Annotated in this window: 16 protein-coding genes; 7 read left to right on the forward strand and 9 right to left on the reverse strand. The window is 58.4% G+C overall.

Features of this window, described 5'->3' with window-relative positions; translation table 11 throughout:
- Window positions 1-95: 95 nt before the first annotated feature.
- From A37O_RS14435 to A37O_RS0102160, 3 genes are all read left to right on the forward strand, one after another.
- Window positions 96-1,004, forward strand: coding sequence for a hypothetical protein (locus A37O_RS14435; protein WP_018295846.1), 909 nt, complete (start codon window positions 96-98; stop codon window positions 1,002-1,004).
- 5 nt (window positions 1,005-1,009) lie between these two features.
- Window positions 1,010-4,690 carry an ABC transporter ATP-binding protein gene (locus A37O_RS0102155; RefSeq protein WP_018295847.1) on the forward strand — a complete coding sequence of 1,227 codons (3,681 nt, stop codon included), beginning with the start codon at window positions 1,010-1,012 and terminating at the stop codon, window positions 4,688-4,690.
- A 124-nt stretch (window positions 4,691-4,814) separates the two neighbouring features.
- A complete protein-coding gene (locus A37O_RS0102160) occupies window positions 4,815-8,561 on the forward strand; it encodes a multifunctional oxoglutarate decarboxylase/oxoglutarate dehydrogenase thiamine pyrophosphate-binding subunit/dihydrolipoyllysine-residue succinyltransferase subunit (protein ID WP_018295848.1) in 3,747 nt (1,248 codons plus the stop codon).
- 86 nt (window positions 8,562-8,647) lie between these two features.
- On the opposite strand, the gene A37O_RS0102165 is transcribed toward A37O_RS0102160, so the two are convergent.
- Together A37O_RS0102165 and A37O_RS0102170 are read right to left on the reverse strand one after the other, a co-directional pair.
- On the reverse strand, window positions 8,648-9,355 hold the full coding sequence (locus tag A37O_RS0102165) for a hypothetical protein (RefSeq protein ID WP_018295849.1): 708 nt from the start codon (window positions 9,353-9,355) through the stop codon (window positions 8,648-8,650).
- Between the two features lie 128 nt (window positions 9,356-9,483).
- Window positions 9,484-10,035, reverse strand: a complete 552-nt coding sequence (locus A37O_RS0102170; RefSeq protein WP_018295850.1) for a YflT domain-containing protein — start codon at window positions 10,033-10,035, stop codon at window positions 9,484-9,486.
- Between the two features lie 188 nt (window positions 10,036-10,223).
- Between A37O_RS0102170 and A37O_RS0102175 the strand changes: the two genes are divergently transcribed.
- A complete protein-coding gene (locus tag A37O_RS0102175) occupies window positions 10,224-11,357 on the forward strand; it encodes an Mrp/NBP35 family ATP-binding protein (RefSeq protein ID WP_026196052.1) in 1,134 nt (377 codons plus the stop codon).
- A 56-nt stretch (window positions 11,358-11,413) separates the two neighbouring features.
- On the opposite strand, the gene tatB is transcribed toward A37O_RS0102175, so the two are convergent.
- From tatB to sigE, 3 genes are all read right to left on the reverse strand, one after another.
- Window positions 11,414-11,896: a Sec-independent protein translocase protein TatB gene (gene tatB / locus A37O_RS0102180; protein WP_018295852.1), complete on the reverse strand. Its 483-nt coding sequence runs from the start codon at window positions 11,894-11,896 to the stop codon at window positions 11,414-11,416.
- Between the two features lie 66 nt (window positions 11,897-11,962).
- Window positions 11,963-12,349 carry an anti-sigma factor family protein gene (locus A37O_RS0102185; RefSeq protein WP_156802463.1) on the reverse strand — a complete coding sequence of 129 codons (387 nt, stop codon included), beginning with the start codon at window positions 12,347-12,349 and terminating at the stop codon, window positions 11,963-11,965.
- Window positions 12,350-12,441: 92 nt separating this feature from the next.
- A complete protein-coding gene (sigE, locus tag A37O_RS0102190) occupies window positions 12,442-13,077 on the reverse strand; it encodes an RNA polymerase sigma factor SigE (RefSeq protein WP_018295854.1) in 636 nt (211 codons plus the stop codon).
- Window positions 13,078-13,222: 145 nt separating this feature from the next.
- On the opposite strand from sigE, the gene A37O_RS0102195 reads away from it, so the two are divergent.
- Window positions 13,223-13,870, forward strand: a complete 648-nt coding sequence (locus A37O_RS0102195; RefSeq protein ID WP_026196053.1) for an O-methyltransferase — start codon at window positions 13,223-13,225, stop codon at window positions 13,868-13,870.
- 95 nt (window positions 13,871-13,965) lie between these two features.
- Here the strand turns inward: A37O_RS0102195 and glgC are convergent, their stop codons facing one another.
- Window positions 13,966-15,195: a glucose-1-phosphate adenylyltransferase gene (gene glgC, locus A37O_RS0102200; RefSeq protein WP_018295856.1), complete on the reverse strand. Its 1,230-nt coding sequence runs from the start codon at window positions 15,193-15,195 to the stop codon at window positions 13,966-13,968.
- Between the two features lie 190 nt (window positions 15,196-15,385).
- Between glgC and glgA the strand changes: the two genes are divergently transcribed.
- Entirely contained in the window at window positions 15,386-16,540 is a 1,155-nt protein-coding gene (gene glgA / locus A37O_RS0102205) for a glycogen synthase (protein WP_026196054.1), read from the forward strand.
- A gap of 54 nt (window positions 16,541-16,594) precedes the next feature.
- Complete coding sequence (locus A37O_RS0102210) at window positions 16,595-17,980, forward strand: GH32 C-terminal domain-containing protein (protein ID WP_018295858.1); 1,386 nt, start codon at window positions 16,595-16,597, stop codon at window positions 17,978-17,980.
- A gap of 2 nt (window positions 17,981-17,982) precedes the next feature.
- Here A37O_RS0102210 and A37O_RS0102215 read toward each other — a convergent pair whose 3' ends face one another.
- The 3 genes from A37O_RS0102215 to A37O_RS14440 all read right to left on the reverse strand — a co-directional run bounded on the left by A37O_RS0102215 (window position 17,983) and on the right by A37O_RS14440 (window position 19,485).
- Complete coding sequence (locus A37O_RS0102215; RefSeq protein ID WP_018295859.1) at window positions 17,983-18,849, reverse strand: methyltransferase domain-containing protein; 867 nt, start codon at window positions 18,847-18,849, stop codon at window positions 17,983-17,985.
- Window positions 18,850-18,939: 90 nt separating this feature from the next.
- Window positions 18,940-19,110, reverse strand: a complete 171-nt coding sequence (locus tag A37O_RS16000; protein ID WP_018295860.1) for a DUF3117 domain-containing protein — start codon at window positions 19,108-19,110, stop codon at window positions 18,940-18,942.
- 36 nt (window positions 19,111-19,146) lie between these two features.
- Window positions 19,147-19,485 carry a hypothetical protein gene (locus A37O_RS14440; protein WP_018295861.1) on the reverse strand — a complete coding sequence of 113 codons (339 nt, stop codon included), beginning with the start codon at window positions 19,483-19,485 and terminating at the stop codon, window positions 19,147-19,149.
- Window positions 19,486-19,489 lie beyond the last annotated feature (4 nt).

The following is a 19,489-nucleotide window of genomic DNA, read 5'->3' on the forward strand; positions in this document are numbered from 1 at the left end:
ATGGAAATAAAGCGAGGTTGAGCATCGCTATATAGTGCGTTGACTACCTAGGATAACAACACCTTTAATAATCCTTTCGTCTTAAGGAGGAACCCATGGCACGCAACACCACCAAGCTCACCTTCGACAACGATCGCACTGATCAAGTAGTTGTCGATGCCATCGGCTCAGATCCATCGACCATCGAGCACAATGCTGGCCCAATTGGTCGCGCATTGATCGGTGCCGTGGACAAGGCTGTCCACATCCAAGGGTCCACCATCAAGAGCTATGTCCATCGCCTGCGCCGGAATAACCCGGATGCCACACCTGCCGAGATTCAGAAGATTATGGATCGACACTTTCTCACGGTTGTGTCTGGCACCGGCGCGGGTGTCGGCGCCACCGCAGCTGTTCCTGGTGTCGGATTCTTCCTCGGCACCGCGGCCGTAGCTGGCGAATCGGCAGTCTTCCTCGACTTTGGCGCGGTGTATACCGTGGCCAGCGCCTACCTGCGCGGGGTGGATATCTCAGACCCAGAGCGTCGACGTACACTCGTGCTGATTACTTTGCTCGGATCGAAGGGCTCGGCCATCGTCGATACGCTCATGGGCGACATTGCCATTGGCGCTCCCACGGCGAAAACCCTCTCGCGTTTTTCGGGCCCGAAGCTTGCCGATGTCAACAACAAGCTGCTGTCTATGGCCGTGAAGCGGGCCACCAAGAAATTCACCACGGCATGGATTGCAAAGATCCTGCCACTGGGAATCGGTGCCATTGCTGGCACGGTGGTGAATCGTCGTCTAGCGAAATCCGTGATCTCGAACGTTTCCACTAACCTGGGTGCTACCCCGCAGCGCTTCCTCGTGGAGCTTCCGCAGACGCCGACTTCCACCGAGGACGACGCGGCCATCGCCGAGCTTGAAGCGCTGCTCACGGAGACACCTTCGGACTCCTCAAACACCGACAAGAACGGTCGCATCCAGCGCGCTTGGAACAAGCTGGTGGGCCGCTCGGATAAGTAGGACACATGAATCAAGCTTCGCACGCTAATCGCGGAGCTCGCCTCATTTGGCGGATCATTAAGCGGCGCCCCATTGTTGCGGTCGTCGCATTTTCTACGGCGATCGCTGCCACGCTGTTGCAGGTGACCGTCCCGGCGCTGACTGGCCAGGCCATCGATGTAGCCACAGGCCAACGGCTCGGTTCCATTTCGGCAATTGCTTGGACCATGGTGGCCATTGCGCTGGGGCAATACGTCATGCAGATCGCGCGGCGCTGGTCGGCGGGTTCCCTGTCGGTCGGTGCGCAGCATTCGCTACGCGTCGATGTCCTCGACGCGCTGCAGGCTCTCGACGGGCCTGGCCAGGACAAGATCGTCACCGGTCAGATCGTATCGCGCTCGATCAGCGACTTGAACCAGTTCCAATCGGTGCTGGCCATGGGCCCGCTGGCGCTCTCGCGATTACTTCAGCTAGTGGCCACTGTGGTGGTGATGCTGACTATGTCGGTGCCGCTGACGCTGCTGGCTCTGGCGTTTCTGCCGATCATCTTGTGGTTAGCGAATCGCTCGCGTAAGACCCTCTACGCCGCGACCTGGGAAAACCAGCAGGCCACGGCGGACCTCGCCGAGCACGTTGAGCAGACCGTCTCCGGTGTGCGCGTGGTCAAGGCCTTTGGCCGCGAGGAACAAGCCGTGGATCGGCTCGACAGGTTGGGCACTCGCCTCTACGCGGTGAAGATGCGTGCGGCGAAGCTCACGGCTCGCTTCCGGCCTCTTTTGTCCCAATTGCCTAACTTCGCGCTCGTGATCACGATCGTGCTCGGTGGCCTCACCGCGATTAACGGCGGCATCTCTGTCGGCGAGTTTGTTGCGTTTACGGCCTATTTGACCTCGATGACGTCGCTGATGAGCATGCTCACCAACACCTACGTCACCCTGCAAATGGGCATGAGCAGTGTCGATCGTCTCGACGACGTACTGCGCCTCACGCCCGAGCGCGAGGACCCCACCGACCCCACCCCGCTTGGCGACGAGCCCCTCGGCATCGCGTTTACCAACGTCACCTTTTCTACCGACGGACACCGGGTGCTCAACGATCTCTCGCTGCGCGTCGCCCCGGGCGAAACGGTCGCGGTCGTCGGTGGCCCAGGTGCGGGCAAGTCCATGGCGGTGCAGCTTGCCGGCGGTTTCTACACCCCGGATTCCGGCAGCGTTGCCCTCGTCGGCACGCGCGATTACTCCTTTGACGAGCTGCGCCTGCGCGATGTCCGCGACCGGGTCACCTGCGTCTTTGACGAGGCGTTCCTCTTTTCCAGCTCGATTCGCGACAACATCACCATGGGCCTTGAGGTCTCCGACGAGGAGGTCGCCCGTGTGGCCGGGCTCGCGCGTGCCGACAAGTTCATCGAGAAACTCTCCGATGGCTACGACACCATCGTCGGCGAACGCGGGTTGACGCTGTCAGGCGGTCAGCGCCAGCGCATCGCGATAGCGCGCGCGTTGCTCTCGAAGCCGCAAGTGATGCTTCTCGACGACGCCACCAGCGCCATCGATGCCGAGAACGAGCGCATCATCCTGGCTAATTTGCGCGCCGAGCTGCGCGACACCACAGTCATCGCCGTTGCACACCGTCAATCCACGGTCGATCACGCCGACCGCGTGGTGATCATGGAACAAGGCAGCGTCGTCGCGGATGGTCCGCGTGCGGAAATCGTCGATACGCCTGCATACACGGAGTTGATGAACCCCGCTGAGGACATCGCGGGAGCAGAAGTCCAGTCTGAGAACTTGCCTGAGCCATCGCATGAGGAGTTGTGGCCCGAGATAGCTGAGGTCGATCAGGGCCCGGCGATTCAGACGACGGCCACGGGACCGCGGGGGCACAGTGCGGTGCTGACCGAAACCGAGGACCTGAAGGAGCGCCTAGCCAAGCTCCCTCCCGCCGACGAACAACCGCGCCTCGATTCTGCGCGGTTGAGGGAGGCGAATCGCCCCTTTAAGATTCGCAACCTCTTCGCCGCCGTGAAGTGGCTGATCGTGGGCGTGATCGTGTTGCTCATCATCGGGGTGCTGGCCGACTTGGCCTTCCCCACCCTGATTCGCTTCGCCATCGACAACGGCATCAGCGCCCAGGATTCGACCACGCTGTGGCTTGTCGCAGGTGTCGCCGCGATCGTCGTTCTGATCTCCTGGGCATCGAATGTCGCGATGACCATTTTGAGCTCGCGCTCCGGTGAACGCCTGCTCTACGGGCTGCGTCTGCGCAGTTATGCGCACCTGCAGCGCCTGGGGATGTCCTATTTCGAGTCGAACCTGTCGGGCCGAATCATGACACGCATGACCACCGACATCGATACGCTGTCGAACTTCCTCCAAACCGGGCTGGCCCAGGCCATCGTTTCCATCGGCACCCTTGTTGGTGTCAGCGCCATGCTGGTCGCCACCGATGGTTCGCTAACCCTGCTCGCGTTTATGGCCGTGCCCATCATCGTGGTGGTCACCATCGTCTTCCGCAGGTTATCGAAGCGCTATTACACCGAGGCCCGCCAGCAAGTCTCCGTGGTCAACGGGCAATTCTCCGAGCTCATCGGCGGCATCCGCACGAGCCAGATGCACACCATGGAGTCGGTAGCGCACGATTCCTTCACCGCACAGTCAGAAAAATACCGCTCGCTGCGGATGCGCTCCCAGATTCTGGTGGCGTTCTACTTCCCTGGTATGCAGGCGATCTCGCAGATCATGACGGCCATCGTCGTGGGTGTGGGAGCAACACGCGTTGCAGAGGGTTCGCTCTCAGTTGGTGTCGTCGTCGCGTTCACCATGTACTTAGGCCAGCTCTACGGCCCGATCCAACAGCTCGGCCAGATCTTCGATTCTTGGCAGCAGGCCACCGTCAGCTTCACCCGCATCGCGGAACTGCTGGGCACGAAGACAACGGTGCCCGATCAGGGGGTAGCCCCGGGGGCGAAGCAGGCCGCTGCTGGTGAAGTGAGCCTGCGCAACGTGGACTTTGCTTATGAGGGTACCGAGGACGCCGAAGTCCTGGATAACCTCTCGCTGACCCTCAAGCCACGCGAAACCGTCGCCCTCGTTGGGCCTACGGGTGCTGGAAAATCCACCGTGGTGAAACTGCTCGCCCGCTTCTACGATCCCACCTCGGGACGCATCGAGGCCTCCGCCCACGACATCTCTCAGTTCCCGCTCGCCGAGTGGCGGCGCGCCATCGCCCAGGTCCCCCAGGAGTCCTACTTCTTCCCTGGCACCGTCGCCGAGAACATCGCCTACGGCGTGGATAACGCCTCCGACGAGGATATCGAGCAAGCCGTGCGTGCCATCGATTCCTTCGACGTGATTGCCACCATCCCCGGCGGCTTCAACCACGTCGTCGGCGAACGCGGACGCGGACTCTCCGCCGGACAACGCCAGATCATTGCGCTCGCCCGCGCAGAGATGCTCGACGCACCGATCATGCTTCTCGACGAAGCCACCGCCACACTCGACCCAGCGTCGGAAAAGAAGGTGCTCGATGCATCCTCTCAGGCCACGAGTAAACGCACGTCGGTGATTGTGGCTCACCGCTTAGCAACGGCACGCCGAGCTGATCGGATACTAGTTATTGACGAGGGACGTATCATCGAGGATGGATCCCACGATCTACTTCTTAAAAGCGGTGGAAAATATGCCCGGATGTGGGCAGTCAACCGCTAACGGGGGTAGGTATACTCCGATAAGTGGATTACTTCGATTCAAGTTTACGCTTGAGATTGATAGACAATTAAAGTCGACTAAACACCATTAACAAACGCACCAAGAAATGAGGCGAGCACCTGCCGTGAGCAGCGCAAGTACATTCGGCCAAAACACCTGGCTGGTTGACGAGATGTTCCTGCAGTACCAGAAGGATCCATCTAGCGTGGATCCTGAATGGCGAGAGCTTTTCGAAAAGAAGGGCACTCCGCCAACCGCGAAGGAAGCACCCGCAACAACCGCCGCCTCTACTTCATCCGCACCAGCCGGACAGCAGCGCGAGGCACAGGCCCCTACCCAGTCCACCGCTCAGTCTTCCGCTCAGGCTTCGAAGCCAGAAACACGCCTAGAAGAGGCCGTGCAGAAGGCATCCAAGCCTGCAAAGAAGACCCCGAAGCCAAAGTCGAGCCCACTCGATCGCATCGGGGAAGCCCCAGAGCCAAGCGAAATCCAGCTCAAGGGCACCTTTAAGGCTATTGCCAAGAACATGGACGAGTCCCTGGAAGTCCCAACGGCAACCACCGTTCGTGACATGCCAGTCAAGCTCATGTTCGAAAACCGTGCACAGGTCAATGACCACCTCAAGCGCACCCGTGGCGGCAAGATCTCCTTTACGCACATCCTCGGTTACGCCATTGTGAAGTCTGCAATGATTCACCCAGACCTCAACGTGCGTTACGAGCTGCGCGACGGTAAGCCATTCAAGATCCAGCCTGAGCACATCAACCTGGGCCTAGCTATTGACCTTCCTCAGAAGGACGGCTCTCGTGCTCTCGTCGTTGCTGCGATCAAGGAGTGCGAGAACAAGAACTTCAAGGAGTTCATCGAGGCTTACGAAGACATCGTCGCTCGTGCGCGCGTGAACAAGCTGAAGCTCGATGATTTCTCGGGTGTGACCATGTCGCTGACCAACCCAGGCGGCATCGGTACTCGTCACTCCATCCCACGTCTGACCAAGGGTCAGGGCTCCATCATTGGTGTCGGTGCGATGGATTACCCAGCAGAGTTCGCTGGCGCTTCGGAAGACCGCCTCGCAGACCTTGGTGTGGGCAAGCTGGTGACCCTGACTTCCACCTACGATCACCGCGTGATCCAGGGTGCAGAGTCCGGCGAATTCCTCCGCGATATCTCCCAGTTGCTGATCGACGATAAGTTCTGGGACGAGATCTTCGAAGCAATGGAGATCCCTTACGCTCCAATGCGTTGGGCTCAGGACCAGCCAAACACTGGCCTGGATAAGAACACCCGCGTGATGCAGCTCATCGAGGCATACCGCTCCCGCGGTCACCTCATGGCAGACACCAACCCAATTCGTTGGGATCAGCCTGGCCTGCCTAAGCCTGACTCCCGCGACCTGCAGATGGAAACTCACGGCCTGACCCTGTGGGATCTGGACCGTACCTTCCACGTCGGTGGCTTCGGTGGCAAAGAAACCATGACGCTGCGCGAGGTGCTCACCCGCCTGCGTTCCGCTTACACCCTGCATGTCGGCGCTGAGTACAACCACATCCTAGACCGCGACGAGCGCGAATGGCTCCAGGCTCGCCTCGAGACCGGTATGCCAAAGCCATCCAACGCTGAGCAGAAGTACGTTCTGCAGAAGCTCAACGCTGCTGAAGCGTTCGAGAACTTCCTGCAGACCAAGTACTTGGGCCAGAAGCGCTTCTCGCTTGAGGGCGCCGAGACCCTGATCCCTCTGATGGATTCGGTCATCGACACCGCTGCAGGCCAGGGCCTCGACGAGGTTGTCATCGGCATGCCTCACCGTGGCCGCCTCAACGTGTTGTTCAACATCGTCGGCAAGCCAGCCCGCACCATCTTCACCGAGTTCGAAGGCAACATGCAGTCGGCTCAACAGGGTGGTTCCGGTGACGTGAAGTACCACCTCGGCTTCGAGGGCGAGCACATCCAGATGTTCGGCGACAACGAGATCAAGGTCTCGCTGACCGCTAACCCTTCGCACCTAGAAGCCGTCGACCCAGTCATGGTCGGCATCGCTCGCGCGAAGCAGGACATCCTGGACAAGGGCGCAACCGAGGAAGGCTACTCCGTCGTTCCTCTGATGCTGCACGGCGATGCTTCCTTCGCAGGCCTGGGTATCGTTCAGGAAACCCTGAACATCTCCAAGCTGCGCGGCTACGACGTGGGCGGCACCATCCACGTCGTGGTGAACAACCAGATCGGCTTCACCACCACCCCAGATTCTGGTCGTTCGACCTACTACTCCACTGACTTGGCAAAGGGCTTCGACGCCCCAGTCTTCCACGTCAATGGCGATGACCCTGAGGCTGCTGTCTGGGTGGCAAAGCTTGCTACCGAGTACCGCCGCGAGTTCGGCAAGGACGTCTTCATCGACCTGATCTGTTACCGCCTGCGCGGTCACAACGAGGCGGACGATCCAACCGTGACCCAGCCAAAGATGTACGAGAAGATCCACAACCACCCATCGGTACGTACCAAGTACACCGAAGACCTCATCGGCCGTGGCGACATCACCGACGAGGAAGCCAAGATCGTGGCACAGGACTTCAACGAGCAGTTGGATTCCGTCTTCACCGATGTCAAGGCACACGAAGGTGAGCCTTCGGAGCAGACCGGTATCACCCACTCTCAGGTGCTGACCACTGGCCTGGACACCTCCATCTCCCAGGAGTCCTTCAATGCTCTGGCTAACTCCTACGCGGAGCTGCCAGAAGACTTCACCCCGAACAAGCGCGTGGGTTCTGTGCTGAAGAAGCGCGGCAACTCCGCTACCGACGGTGACATCGACTGGGCATGGGGCGAGCTGCTCGCGTTTGGTTCCCTGGCTGCAGACAACGGCAAGTTCGTTCGTCTGGCCGGCGAGGATTCCCAGCGCGGTACCTTCACCCAGCGCCACGCAGTTCTCTACGATCCAGAGACCGGCGAGGGCTACAACCCGCTGCACCAGAACGCAGTGGACGCCGGCAACGGCGGCAAGTTCCTGGTCTATAACTCGTCCCTGACCGAGTACGCGGGTATGGGCTTCGAGTACGGCTACACCGTGGGCAACGAAGATGCAGTCGTTGCCTGGGAAGCTCAGTTCGGCGACTTCGCCAACGGCGCCCAGACCATCATCGATGAGTACATCGCTTCCGGTGAGACCAAGTGGGGCCAGCTCTCCAGCCTGATCCTGCTGCTGCCTCACGGCTACGAAGGCCAGGGACCAGACCACTCGTCGGCACGCATTGAGCGTTTCCTGCAATTGGTCGCTGAAGGTTCCATGACCATTGCTCAGCCAACCACCCCGGCAAACCACTTCCACTTGATTCGTCGTCAAGGTCTCGGCGAGATGAAGCGTCCTCTGATCGTCTTCACTCCGAAGTCCATGCTGCGTAACAAGGCTGCGGTTTCCCAGGTCTCCGACTTCACCGAGACCAAGTCCTTCGCGTCCGTGATCAACGACCCGAACTTGGTCAACGCTCACAACGAGAAGGTCGGCGACACCGACAAGGTCAAGACCATCATGCTGTGCTCCGGCAAGGTCTACTACGAGCTGGAGAAGCGTCGCGCGAAGGATGGTCGCGACGACGTTGCGATCGTTCGTATCGAGATGCTCCACCCAATCCCATTCAACCGTCTCCGCGAGGCATTCGAGAACTACCCGAATGCTGAAGAGATCCGTTGGGTCCAGGATGAGCCTGCGAACCAGGGTGCATGGCCGTTCTACAACGAACACCTGCGCAACCTGATCCCAGAAATGCCTGAGATGAAGCGCATTTCGCGTCGTGCCCAGTCCACCACCGCTACCGGTGTGGCCAAGGTGCACGCTCAAGAGGAGCAGCAGCTTCTCGACGAGGCCTTTGCTAAGTAGGCTTCGAGCCGGTTAACGCCTGAAAGGAGGCCGACCCCCACTGCGGGGGTCGGCCTCCTTTTTCGCTTGGTAGTTAGTTTTTGTAGCTAGTTGTCGTCGTTTGAGTCATCGCCCTGATTGACGGTGGAATTGTTGGTGCTGCGCCACGTGGACACTGCGTTTTCGACTGTCTCGCCGCTATCAACATCATCGACGATCTCCTGCAGCTCCTCGGCGACGAAACCGCGCGTCCACAAGTTCACGGCACCGCGCTCGCCACGGTCAAACAGTCCTTTGGAGAATACGGGCACGATGCTTTGGGCGAGTTCTGGGTGCTCTGTATCCGCGCATCCCCCTGCTGGCGAGGGGTCGGTTGTTTGCATATCTCCGGGGAGTGATCCCACCAATTCGTCGTAGGTGCGCTGCACTAGGTTAAAGCTAGTGTCGCCGGCTTGCTCCGCGGTGGTGATTTCGGTGGCGAGTTCGCTCGTCCCTGTGGGATTGAGTTCCGCCAGCAAGTCTCCCGTGCAACCAATTACGAAGTTCGCCTCAGTGGTCTTAATCCGTTCCACGGTGTTGGGATCGTCGCCCGGCTCTGGATGAATAACGCGGGTCTTGTGATCCATTTCCTCTAGCTGTTGCCGGTAAATCTCGGCGAGGACCGCCTGCTCTGGCGAGTCGGCGTCAATCGAGATCACCACGGGATAGACCACTTCACCCGATTCAGTGGTGGGGCCTGCCTCCGACGACTGAGACGAGGCTCCATCTGTCGCAGGAGCTGAGCAGCCAGAGAGCACAAAACCCGCGGCCGCCACAAGGGCGATCCCTCGGGATACAGTGCGTCGTGATAAAGCTAATCGATGCATGGCGTATCCAGGAGATCCTTTCGACCGCGGGTTCTGAAGGTAATTAGGGGCTAAGTCTACCCCGAACCAACCCGTGATTAAGCATCATTGGATGGGCGTGGGTCGTTCTCAGGATGAGACTGACCCTGGTTGCCTCGTGGCATCTGGTCCTGTGGACGCGCGGTACCAAGCGAAGCGATGATATCGCGTGCTTCCTCAGCGCGAGCCGGGGTACAGATGACGTCGTAGCGGCCTGCGACAATATTCGTAGTGGAGGTGAAGTCTCGAGCACCGCCCGTGGCACCATACGCGATCGCTGCGAAAATGAGACCGAAGATGGCGCCAATGACGATACTGCTCAAGATGACAGCCCACAGGGCTGGGGTGAACAGGCCGAAGAGCAAGCCGATGAACAGGCCCCACCATGCACCTGCAAAAGCGCCTCCGCCGAGGACGCGACCCCATGTGAGGCGACCGGTAACCTTTTCCACTTGGTACAGGTCAACGCCAACGATGGCGGTTTCTTCGACGGGAAATTCGCGATCAGAGAGTGCATCCACCGCGTTCTGAGCCTCAAGATAAGTATTGAAGCTGCCAACTGGCCATCCATCAGGACGGATTCGCTGGGCGCGGTCGGAATTAGGTGTCATGTCGATTAACTACTCCTTATATTGATGGTCTTTGCGACAATTGAACGTGTACCTAGCGATTGTAACTAGAGAACCTGCAGTTATGCATGATAACTATTAGATATTACCTAGGTGTGGCGCTCAGATATTTCACAGAAAAGGTGCGCCTTAAGAGCTCTTGACTGCGTGAACTATACTGATTTACCACTATGACAACTCTTACCGAAGCTTCTGTTCGCAGCGCGTTGTCCCGCGTAGAGGACCCCGAAATAGGCAAACCCATCACGGAATTAGACATGGTGAAATCCATCGAACTCGATGGCAACAATGTCTCTGTCGAGGTGTTGCTCACCATTGCGGGATGCCCCATGCGCAACACAATCGAGTCCAATACTCGTGCTGTCTTGGAAGAGCTTGAAGGCGTGGGCACCGTCAACGTCACCCTGGGTGCGATGACCGACGAGCAGCGCCGCAACCTCCGCCAGCGACTGCGCGGCGACGCGGAAGAACCAGAAATTCCGTTCGCTAAGCCAGATAGCACCACCCGTGTTTTCGCAGTAGCGTCCGGCAAGGGTGGCGTCGGAAAGTCCTCGACCACAGTTAACCTCGCGGTCTCCATGGCAGCACGCGGACTGAAGGTCGGCATCATCGACGCCGATATTTATGGCCACTCGATTCCCACCCTGATGGGTTCCGTGGGCCAAAGCCCCACCATGGTCGATGACATGATCATGCCTCCAATTGCCCACAATGTGAAACACATTTCCATTGGGCAGTTCGTGGAAGGCAACTCCCCTGTCGTGTGGCGTGGGCCTATGCTCCACCGCGCGATCCAGCAGTTCCTCGCCGACGTATTCTGGGGCGACTTGGACGTCCTCTTCATGGACCTCCCACCCGGAACCGGCGACGTGGCTATCACGGTCGCACAGTTGGTCCCTAACGCGGAGCTGCTGATTGTCACCACGCCACAGTCCGCGGCGGCAGAAGTCGCCGAACGAGCAGGCTCCATCTCCCAGCAGACGCGTCAGCGCGTCGCTGGTGTGATTGAGAATATGTCCGGGATGATCATGCCTGACGGAAGCGTCATGGATATCTTCGGCTCCGGTGGCGGCCAGCAGGTGGCCGAGCGATTGAGTGTTCTGACAGGTGGCAGCGTTCCGCTTCTGGGCTCAATCCCGCTGGACCCTCAGCTGCGTGAGCACGGCGACGACGGTCACCCCGTTGCTCTCTCCGAGCCTGAATCTTCCGCAGCGAAAGCGATCAGCGCCATCGTCGATAAGCTAATCGTGCGGAAGGATTCCCTTGCAGGTAAGTCCTTGAACTTGGGAGTCACCCGCAAGTAGCAATAAAACCCGTCCTGGTGGACGGGTTTTTTCAGTAGCGCTACAGGGCAACTGCTCTAGGTGATGTCTGCCCAAGAGAAGCCACCACCGCTGGAGTAGTCGCCCTTGTCCTTCCGAGCTTCTGGCTGTGGCGCAGGAGGGGTGGCTGGCTGGGCGGCCTGAGGCGCGGAACCACCTTGCTTCGCCTGATTGCGCAGTTGATTCTGACCCGCCGCTGGAGCAGGCTTTTCCTCCATCATGTTTTTTGGATCAAACTGATCGAGGTATTCTTCCTCTTCATCAAAGAGCACCTTGGCAATCGCACGCTTCGGCCCCATCGCCGCATACTCGCTGACGGTATTGATGGGTTTACGGAACTCCTCGAAATCATCTCCGAAGTCTCCGTTGAGTTCTTCCTTTGCGTTATTAATCGCACGACGAGCCGCGAAAATAGCAGCGCGCACGTCTTGGATTACCCCGGGAAGCTTCTCCGGTCCGATAACAATGATGCCGATAACAATGATGAAAAATATTTCGGCCCAGCCAATACTGTCAAACACACCTTCACCTTAGTACGCACGGGCTGAACTGGCTTGCTTGGATGGCAGCCCCGGAAATTTTCGCTGCTAACTCTTCCGGAAAAGTGCTTTCAAACTGTGCTCACGCTGCGCTTCCTTGCCCTCATCAGCAGAGGATTCGTTGTCTGCGTCATGCATGGGCGCGAGATCTGCAATCTGAGAAAGCCGCGCCACCAAATTGCGTGGGGCACGAACGCATTCTTCCAAGTTTGACCCGCGCACGGCTTCGGAAGCATGACGTTGAGTGTGTACTTCATCCCGACATTCTCGGCAATGAACGACGTGCACCCGCGCACGATGTAAAGCACCATCGCTGAGCTCTCCATCAACAAAAGCCGCAATGGCTTCAGGACTCAGGTGTTCAACAATGGCCAGTTCCAAACGCAATTTTCGCCGGAGGGAACGACGTTCCGGAATATGTTTTTTCAGAGTCACGCGTTCTCCTTCCGCTGATAACCGCCGCGACATTTTTACTGAAGTTGCTTCCAGCCTACTCAATTTCTGTGGGTCCGGGCTGGACACCACACCTAGCGCGTTCTCAATAAAAGGCGAACGTCTTCGTCGCTTTTAGCCTGAGATTCCAAAGAAGCACGCAGCTGCGAACGACCCCGGTGGATCCGCGAGCGCACCGTACCCATCTTCACTCCAAGAGTTTCTGCGATTTCTTCGTAGGACATCCCGACGACGTCACACAGAACAACCGCGACACGGAAATCGGGGCTCAGTTCGTCGAGTGCACGCTGGAGTGCTGGGTCTAAATTGGAGACGTTGTAGGCCTGCTCCGGGGTCATGTCAGTGCCGGGAACACGCTCGTAATCTTCCGGCAATGCTTCCATCCGAATCTTGTTACGGTGCCGCACCATGTCCAAGAAGAGGTTCGTGGTGATACGGTGCAGCCAACCCTCGAATGTGCCTGGTTGGTACTTCTTCAGGCTGCGAAAGACCCTCATGAACGTTTCTTGAGTAAGATCTTCGGCATCGTGCGGGTTACCCGAAAGGCGGAAGGCAAGGCGGTAGACGCTGTCCGCGTGTTCTGCGACTAATTCTGACCACGACGGCATTTCAGCTTGTCCTGCATCGAATGCCGCTGTTCCGGAAAGCTCTTCGCTTTCGGAGGCAGGAAGCACGTCATTTTCGTTGGAAATTGCCGATTGTCGCTTCATGCATTCCATTTTCGCTTATTTAGGTTCCGAAAGCCAGAACTTGAACTGGATATACTCTGTGAATGCGAAGCCATACCTCAGCATCTCAACAAAACTTCACCGTGGCTTCCCCACCTGCACGATTTTCCTGCCTAGAATTGACGGCGTGAGTGACACAGCATATTCAGCCATCCAGCGCTACATCGCGGGCAAAACCGAGCTTTCCGAGGCTTTAGCAGCGGCGCGTGCCGATGCCGAAGAATACCGGCTTAACGTCCCAGACGAGGTCTCCGGACAGTTGCTGACCAGCCTCACGGCCTCCTCCGTCCACCCGAATTCAGCAGGAGCAGTAGCTATTACCCCTGCTGCCGGCGTAGTTGGACTCTACTTGCTCGCAGGCCTCGCCGATAAAACAACGGTGACCTGTATTGACCCCGAGGCCGATCACCAAAACCGTGCCCGCCAGGTTTTCCGCGATGCCGGCTATTCCCCTTCGCGGGGTCGCTTCTTGCCGTCGCGCCCGGCAGATGTATTGAGCCGCCTCGCATCCGAGTCTTACCAATTGGTCTACCTCGATGCAGCACCCCTGGATCTGCCGACCTTGATTAAGGCTGCTTATCCGTTGCTGACCGTCGGAGGGTCGCTCTTCATCATCGATGCGCTGCTCGACGGCACGCTTGCCGACGATACCCGCAAGGACCGCGACACCGAGGCTGCACGGGAGGCCGATGCGCTCGTCGATACGCTCGACAACGCGATTGTCACCCGCCTTCCTCTCGGCGCCGGGCTGACGTTGGTAACCCGCAAAGCTTAAAGCCACGCAGCGATAAGACGCGCGAACGGGCTGGTCGAATTCCCTAAAACTAGGGAATTCGACCAGCCCGTTAAAACACTCAGCGCAGTGTGGAACTAAACCACTTCGTTCTTTCCAACGACAACGACGCCACCAGGAGAGACCTTGTAACGGGCCTGATCACGAGGATGATCAACGCCGACGGTCTCTCCGTCTGAGATGTAGACGTTCTTGTCCAAAATCGCGTGGCGCACAACTGCACCGCGCCCCACTCGAACACCTGGAAGCAGAACCGAGCCTTCGACCGTTGCGCCCTCTTCGATGCGCACGTCTGTAGAGAGCACGGAGTTGCGCACCGTTGCGCCAGAGACAATGGAACCCGGGGCCACCATCGACGACTGCGCGATGCCACCCTGGACGAACTTCGCAGGTGGCAGGTTGCTGTCTGCGGTGGAGTGGATCGGCCATGACTTGTTATACAGGTTGAAGATTGGGTGCACCGAAATCAGATCCATGTGTGCTTCATAGAAGGAATCGATGGTACCTACGTCGCGCCAGTAGCCCTTGTCACGCTCGGTGGCACCTGGAACTTCGTTGCCGGAGAAGTCGTAGACGTTGGCTTCACCCTTGCCCACGAAGTACGGAATGATGTCGCCGCCCATGTCATGGTCAGAGTCTTCATTCTGCTCATCTTCGAGCAACGCCTGGACGAGTGCTTCGGTGGAGAAGATGTAGTTGCCCATGGACGCGTAGGCCTGCGTTGGGTCATCTGGGGTACCAGGAGGATCCGCTGGCTTCTCCAGGAACTCGGTGATCGTGCCATCTTCATCCGCCTGGATGACGCCGAAAGCAGTAGCTTCTTCGCGAGGCACGCGAATGCCCGCAACGGTTGCGGACTTGCCGGAAGCAATATGATCGTCCAGCATCTGGGATGGGTCCATCCGGTAAACGTGATCGGCGCCGAAGACGAGGACGTAATCAGGCTTTTCGTCGTAGATCAGGTTCAGTGACTGCACGATGGCATCAGCGGAACCGTTGTACCAGCGCTTGCCGCGGCGCTGCTGAGCTGGCACCGAAGCGACATACTGAGGAGTTGGGCCCGACACGTTCCATGCCGTGGCGATGTGGCGGTCTAGGGAGTGCGACTTATACTGCGTCAACACTGCGATTTTTAAGAAGCCTGCGTTCACCAAGTTTGACAACACAAAGTCGATCAAACGATAGTTGCCACCGAAAGGCACGGCGGGCTTCGCGCGGTCAGCAGTGAGAGGGAAAAGACGCTTTCCTTCACCGCCCGCTAGGACAATTGAGAGTACATTTGGCTGAGTCTTCACACTGCCCAGCATATTGTTTTCCACAACACTTTGCAGGGGAATAATGCTTGGTCACCTAAAACTTAATCTTAAGTTTGCAGAAACTCGGAAGAAATCACGAAAAGCTCTGCCAAGACCGCTTCTGTATGCTTCTCCGGTGCACGCTCAGCGCGTGGATGTGAAGTCCCTGCACAAATTCTGAATCGTGACTAATCTCGTGGTTATGAGAGTCGGAATGATGACAAGAGAGTACCCGCCCGAGGTCTACGGTGGCGCCGGAGTGCACGTCACAGAATTAACTCGCTTTATGCGCGACATCGTTGAGGTCGATGTTCACTGCATGGGCGCGCCCCGCGATATGGACGGCGTGTACGTCCACGGGGTCGACCCAGAACTCGAGGACGCCAATGGCGCAATTAAGACCCTGTCCACTGGCCTGCGGATGGCCAATGCAGCCAACAATATCGACGTGGTGCACTCTCACACGTGGTATGCGGGCCTAGGCGGTCACCTTGCCGCCAGGCTCAACGGCATCCCGCACGTAGTCACCGCTCACTCCCTTGAGCCCGATCGCCCGTGGAAGCGTGAACAGCTCGGTGGCGGCTACGATGTCTCTTCTTGGTCCGAGAAGAACGCCATGGAATACGCCGATGCGGTCATCGCCGTGTCCGCGGGCATGAAGGATTCCATCCTTCAGGCATATCCGCGTATCGACGAGTCAAAGGTCCACGTGGTCCTCAACGGCATTGATACTGAAAAGTGGTACCCCACCGAAGGATCCATCGCGGAAGAGATCGGCGTTGATACCTCCAAGCCGATCGCCGCTTTCGTTGGACGCATTACCCGCCAGAAGGGTGTCGAACACCTAGTCAAGGCTGCTCGCCATTTCGACCCTGAAGTGCAGCTTGTACTGTGTGCCGGTGCCCCTGATACGCCGGAAATTGGTGCGCGCACCAAGGCTCTCGTCGAAGAACTCAAGGCCACCCGCGACGGCGTCTTTTGGGTCCAAGACATGATGCCTTCCGACAAAATCCGCGAGGTGTACTCGATCGCGGACGTGTTTGTATGCCCATCGATCTACGAGCCACTAGGCATTGTCAACCTTGAGGCAATGGCCTGTGGCACCGCGGTAGTTGCCTCCGACGTTGGCGGTATCCCCGAGGTTGTCGTTGACGGTGAAACCGGCACCCTGGTGCACTACGACGAGAATGACACCGAGAGCTTCGAGCGCGATATTGCGACAGCAGTCAACGCTACCGTCTCGGACTTGGACAAGGCACGCGCTTTCGGTCAGGCTGGCCTGACACGCGCTAAAGACAAGTTCTCTTGGGCCACCATCGCTCAGCAAACCGTAGACATCTACAAGTCCTTGGTTTAGGCGAACTTTTAACCAAGGACGCGAACAGCCGACACCAGTATAGAAAGGGTCATATTGTCTTCCCTCCGCCCTGAACTCCACGTCACCGCCGAGTCCGGAATTCTCGAAGCTGCGGCAGGCATGCTCCGCAACGGGGATACCTGGCACATGCTCTACCAATACAGGCCTGCCCCTGACCAACCTTCGCGTTGGGGGCACCAGTTGTCTCAGGATGGGCCTTTTGACTGGGCAATCTACCCTGACGTTCTCGCTGCAAAGGGCGGGGAAACGAAGGTGCTGGCGGGCTCTGTGGTGTCCAACAATGGCGGTGCCGACCTGTTTTTTACGTCCGTGACGGCAGCCGGAACCTCCATCCAGTTCGCCCGGGTGGAAGACATTAACAACTTAGCGGAGATTACCGACGACCCACTCGCGCTCGACCCTTCGGTGCACCGCTCCGGCGTGGTCATCTCGGACACAAAGGAATTCGCGCGATTCCGCTCCCCCTGCGTCGTACCTGACTGGCAGTCCGTTGACGATCGCAACCAGGGCCACGACGGGTGGCTGATGCTCACCAGTACCGGCGAGCCCGACTCCCCAGTCCCTGTGATTCTCGAGTCCGGCGACGGCAAGGATTGGGACTTGCTCGGTCCACTGACGTTTAGTGGTGACACTGGCCTTGACGACGATGCCATCCTGGTCGCGCCACGACTCATTCGCCTTCGCGACGAAGTTGACCAGGAAATTTACGACGTTTTGCTGCTCACCATCGAACGACAAGACGGTCTCGACCGCTCCGGATACATCGTTGGCAAGTTGAAGCAGGCGAACTTCGAGGTGTCCTCCCCGTTCCAGCGCATCGACCACGGCCATGACTTCACTCGTCCGCGCAACACAAACTACACCCGCGACACGGTGGACAACGAAGAGCGCTACTCCAAGGGCTACCTCTTCGGCCTGTTCAATGGTGTCGGGCGTGGCGACGACGCGACAAAGCAGACCAGCTGGAAGAACGAGGGCTGGGCGAATTCCCTGTCGCTTCCGCGCTCAACCACGCTGCAGGGAGGCAAGCTTTTCCAAACTCCAGCCGCAGGACTTCCCGATGCGGTCGAACAATCTGAGAATGCGAAGTTCTGGAGCGCTCTGTGCGAAATTCCGCATGGGTCAAACGTGGTCGCGGAAATCGCCGATAAGTCTGGCGAAGTAATTGCGACCGTGACTCATTCTGGCGACATGATTTCGGTGGATCGCCACATCGACGCTCCAGCCCGGGCGCGTCTCGACGAGGTGGACGAGGACAACATCTCGATCGTCGTCGACGGCAACACACTCGAGGTCTATGCCGGAGGCGGAAGCGTAGTGATGTCGAGTCGCATCATCCCAAAGGAAGGCGTCTCGGAAATCCGCGTCACGGCGAATGAGGACGCGACCATTGAAACGGAATGGCGCCGCGGGCGCTAGCGTTAAGCGCGAGCCAACCTAGTCAGGTGCCCCCGCGCCGTCACGGTCATCGTGTCTGGCAAAGCTTGTAGTTTGGCTGCAAGCTCGCCAGGTTCAATGTGGCGCGCCGACGGGCTCATTCCGACTTGAGCCGCAATGGAGGCGCGGTCAAGCGTAATCGGGAACTCAATGAATTCTGGATCCTGCACCGGGGCGAGGTAGCCCTGAGCTTGCTCAAGCATGCGGTCTACTTTGCCGTCTTCGACTGAGAGAATGCCCAGGGGCTCCCGCAATTCGTCAAGGTGACCCTTGTCAGCCGTTAAGACAATGACCTGACCCGAATCGCTGAGCACTCGGGCGAACTCCGCTGGATTACGGGGAGCAAAAACTACCGTCAGGGCGTCAATGACACCGTCCCGCACGGGCAGATTCTCCCAGGCATCGGCGACAACGGCGCCCAGGCGTGGGTGCGCTTTCGCGAGGAGTTTCGCCGCCGGCACCGAGATATCCATGCCGATACCTCGAGCACCGTCAATAGAGTCGAGGGTGTGCGCTAGGTAGTAACCGGTGCCGGCGCCTACCTCGAGGAGGTTGGGCGCCCGGTTATCGTCGCCAAGCGAGGCGTCGACCGCGTCGTTGACGGCATCGGTGACGGCCTCGACGAACCGTGAGAAGTGTCCTTGAGACAAGAAGGTTTCGCGATCTGCCACCATCTCGGCGCTATCGCCGTGATGTTTAATGCCGGCGCCCGATGCGAGGGTGACGTAGCCTTGGCGGGCAACATCATAAGAATGGCCACTTTCCGAGACAAGACGCGAAAAATCGTCTGCCCCGACGAGCGGGGAACCATCTACGGGATCAGCAAGCAGGTGCACGATATCTGAAAGCATGCCTGAAAGCCTACCCCGTAAATGGCTAAACAGACGATTTACGTGGGTTTATTACATGTATTTTGCAAGTCTCGCCTTGAAGGCAATGAATTAGTCGGCTGCGACGTTGATCAGCAGCTGCCCCAACTCTGCTGCTTCTTCTTTATTCATTTCGACGACCAGACGTCCCCCTCCATCGGAAGGGATCCGCATAACGATCTTTCGGGACTCTTCCACCGCTTCCATAGGGCCGTTACCGGTGCGCGGCTTCATTGCTGCCATTGACCATTCTCCTTCACTGCAAACGATTGACCTTACCTATTTTACCTCTTTTTCGTCGCTACTAGGCGAAAAAAGTTCATTAGTGCTGGTCACAGAGTTTTGGTCTGGGTGGTGCGGATGAGAACCCCGGTCGGATTGTGTGAGCTGCGCAATAATGGCGTCCACCTGATCCTGGCGATACCCGCGGGGCACGACCTCGATCGCGATGTCATTGAAACGCCCATCGCGGATCGCTTCCGCATTCGCTGCGATTACGTCGCGGGATTCTTCCATCGGGGGCAGCATTTCCCCTCGCCCGAAGAGATGGCCAAAAGCCCACGTGCCAACAACAATCAGGGCAAGCAGGACAATGATCAGGAGAATCCAGGACAACATGTGT

Origin of the sequence: Corynebacterium lubricantis DSM 45231, assembly GCF_000379425.1 — a bacterium.
Classification (GTDB): domain Bacteria; phylum Actinomycetota; class Actinomycetes; order Mycobacteriales; family Mycobacteriaceae; genus Corynebacterium; species Corynebacterium lubricantis.

Excerpts from the sequence above, each read along its gene's own strand:
- A37O_RS14440 (WP_018295861.1), bottom strand. The coding sequence starts at position 19,485 with ATGTTGTCCTGGATTCTCCTGATCATTGTCCTGCTTGCCCTGATTGTT.
- sigE (WP_018295854.1), bottom strand. The coding sequence starts at position 13,077 with ATGAAGCGACAATCGGCAATTTCCAACGAAAATGACGTGCTTCCTGCC.
- A37O_RS0102155 (WP_018295847.1), top strand. The coding sequence starts at position 1,010 with ATGAATCAAGCTTCGCACGCTAATCGCGGAGCTCGCCTCATTTGGCGG.
- A37O_RS0102170 (WP_018295850.1), bottom strand. The coding sequence starts at position 10,035 with ATGACACCTAATTCCGACCGCGCCCAGCGAATCCGTCCTGATGGATGG.
- glgA (WP_026196054.1), top strand. The coding sequence starts at position 15,386 with ATGAGAGTCGGAATGATGACAAGAGAGTACCCGCCCGAGGTCTACGGT.
- A37O_RS0102175 (WP_026196052.1), top strand. The coding sequence starts at position 10,224 with ATGACAACTCTTACCGAAGCTTCTGTTCGCAGCGCGTTGTCCCGCGTA.
- A37O_RS0102215 (WP_018295859.1), bottom strand. The coding sequence starts at position 18,849 with ATGCTTTCAGATATCGTGCACCTGCTTGCTGATCCCGTAGATGGTTCC.
- A37O_RS16000 (WP_018295860.1), bottom strand. The coding sequence starts at position 19,110 with ATGGCAGCAATGAAGCCGCGCACCGGTAACGGCCCTATGGAAGCGGTG.
- A37O_RS14435 (WP_018295846.1), top strand. The coding sequence starts at position 96 with ATGGCACGCAACACCACCAAGCTCACCTTCGACAACGATCGCACTGAT.
- glgC (WP_018295856.1), bottom strand. The coding sequence starts at position 15,195 with ATGCTGGGCAGTGTGAAGACTCAGCCAAATGTACTCTCAATTGTCCTA.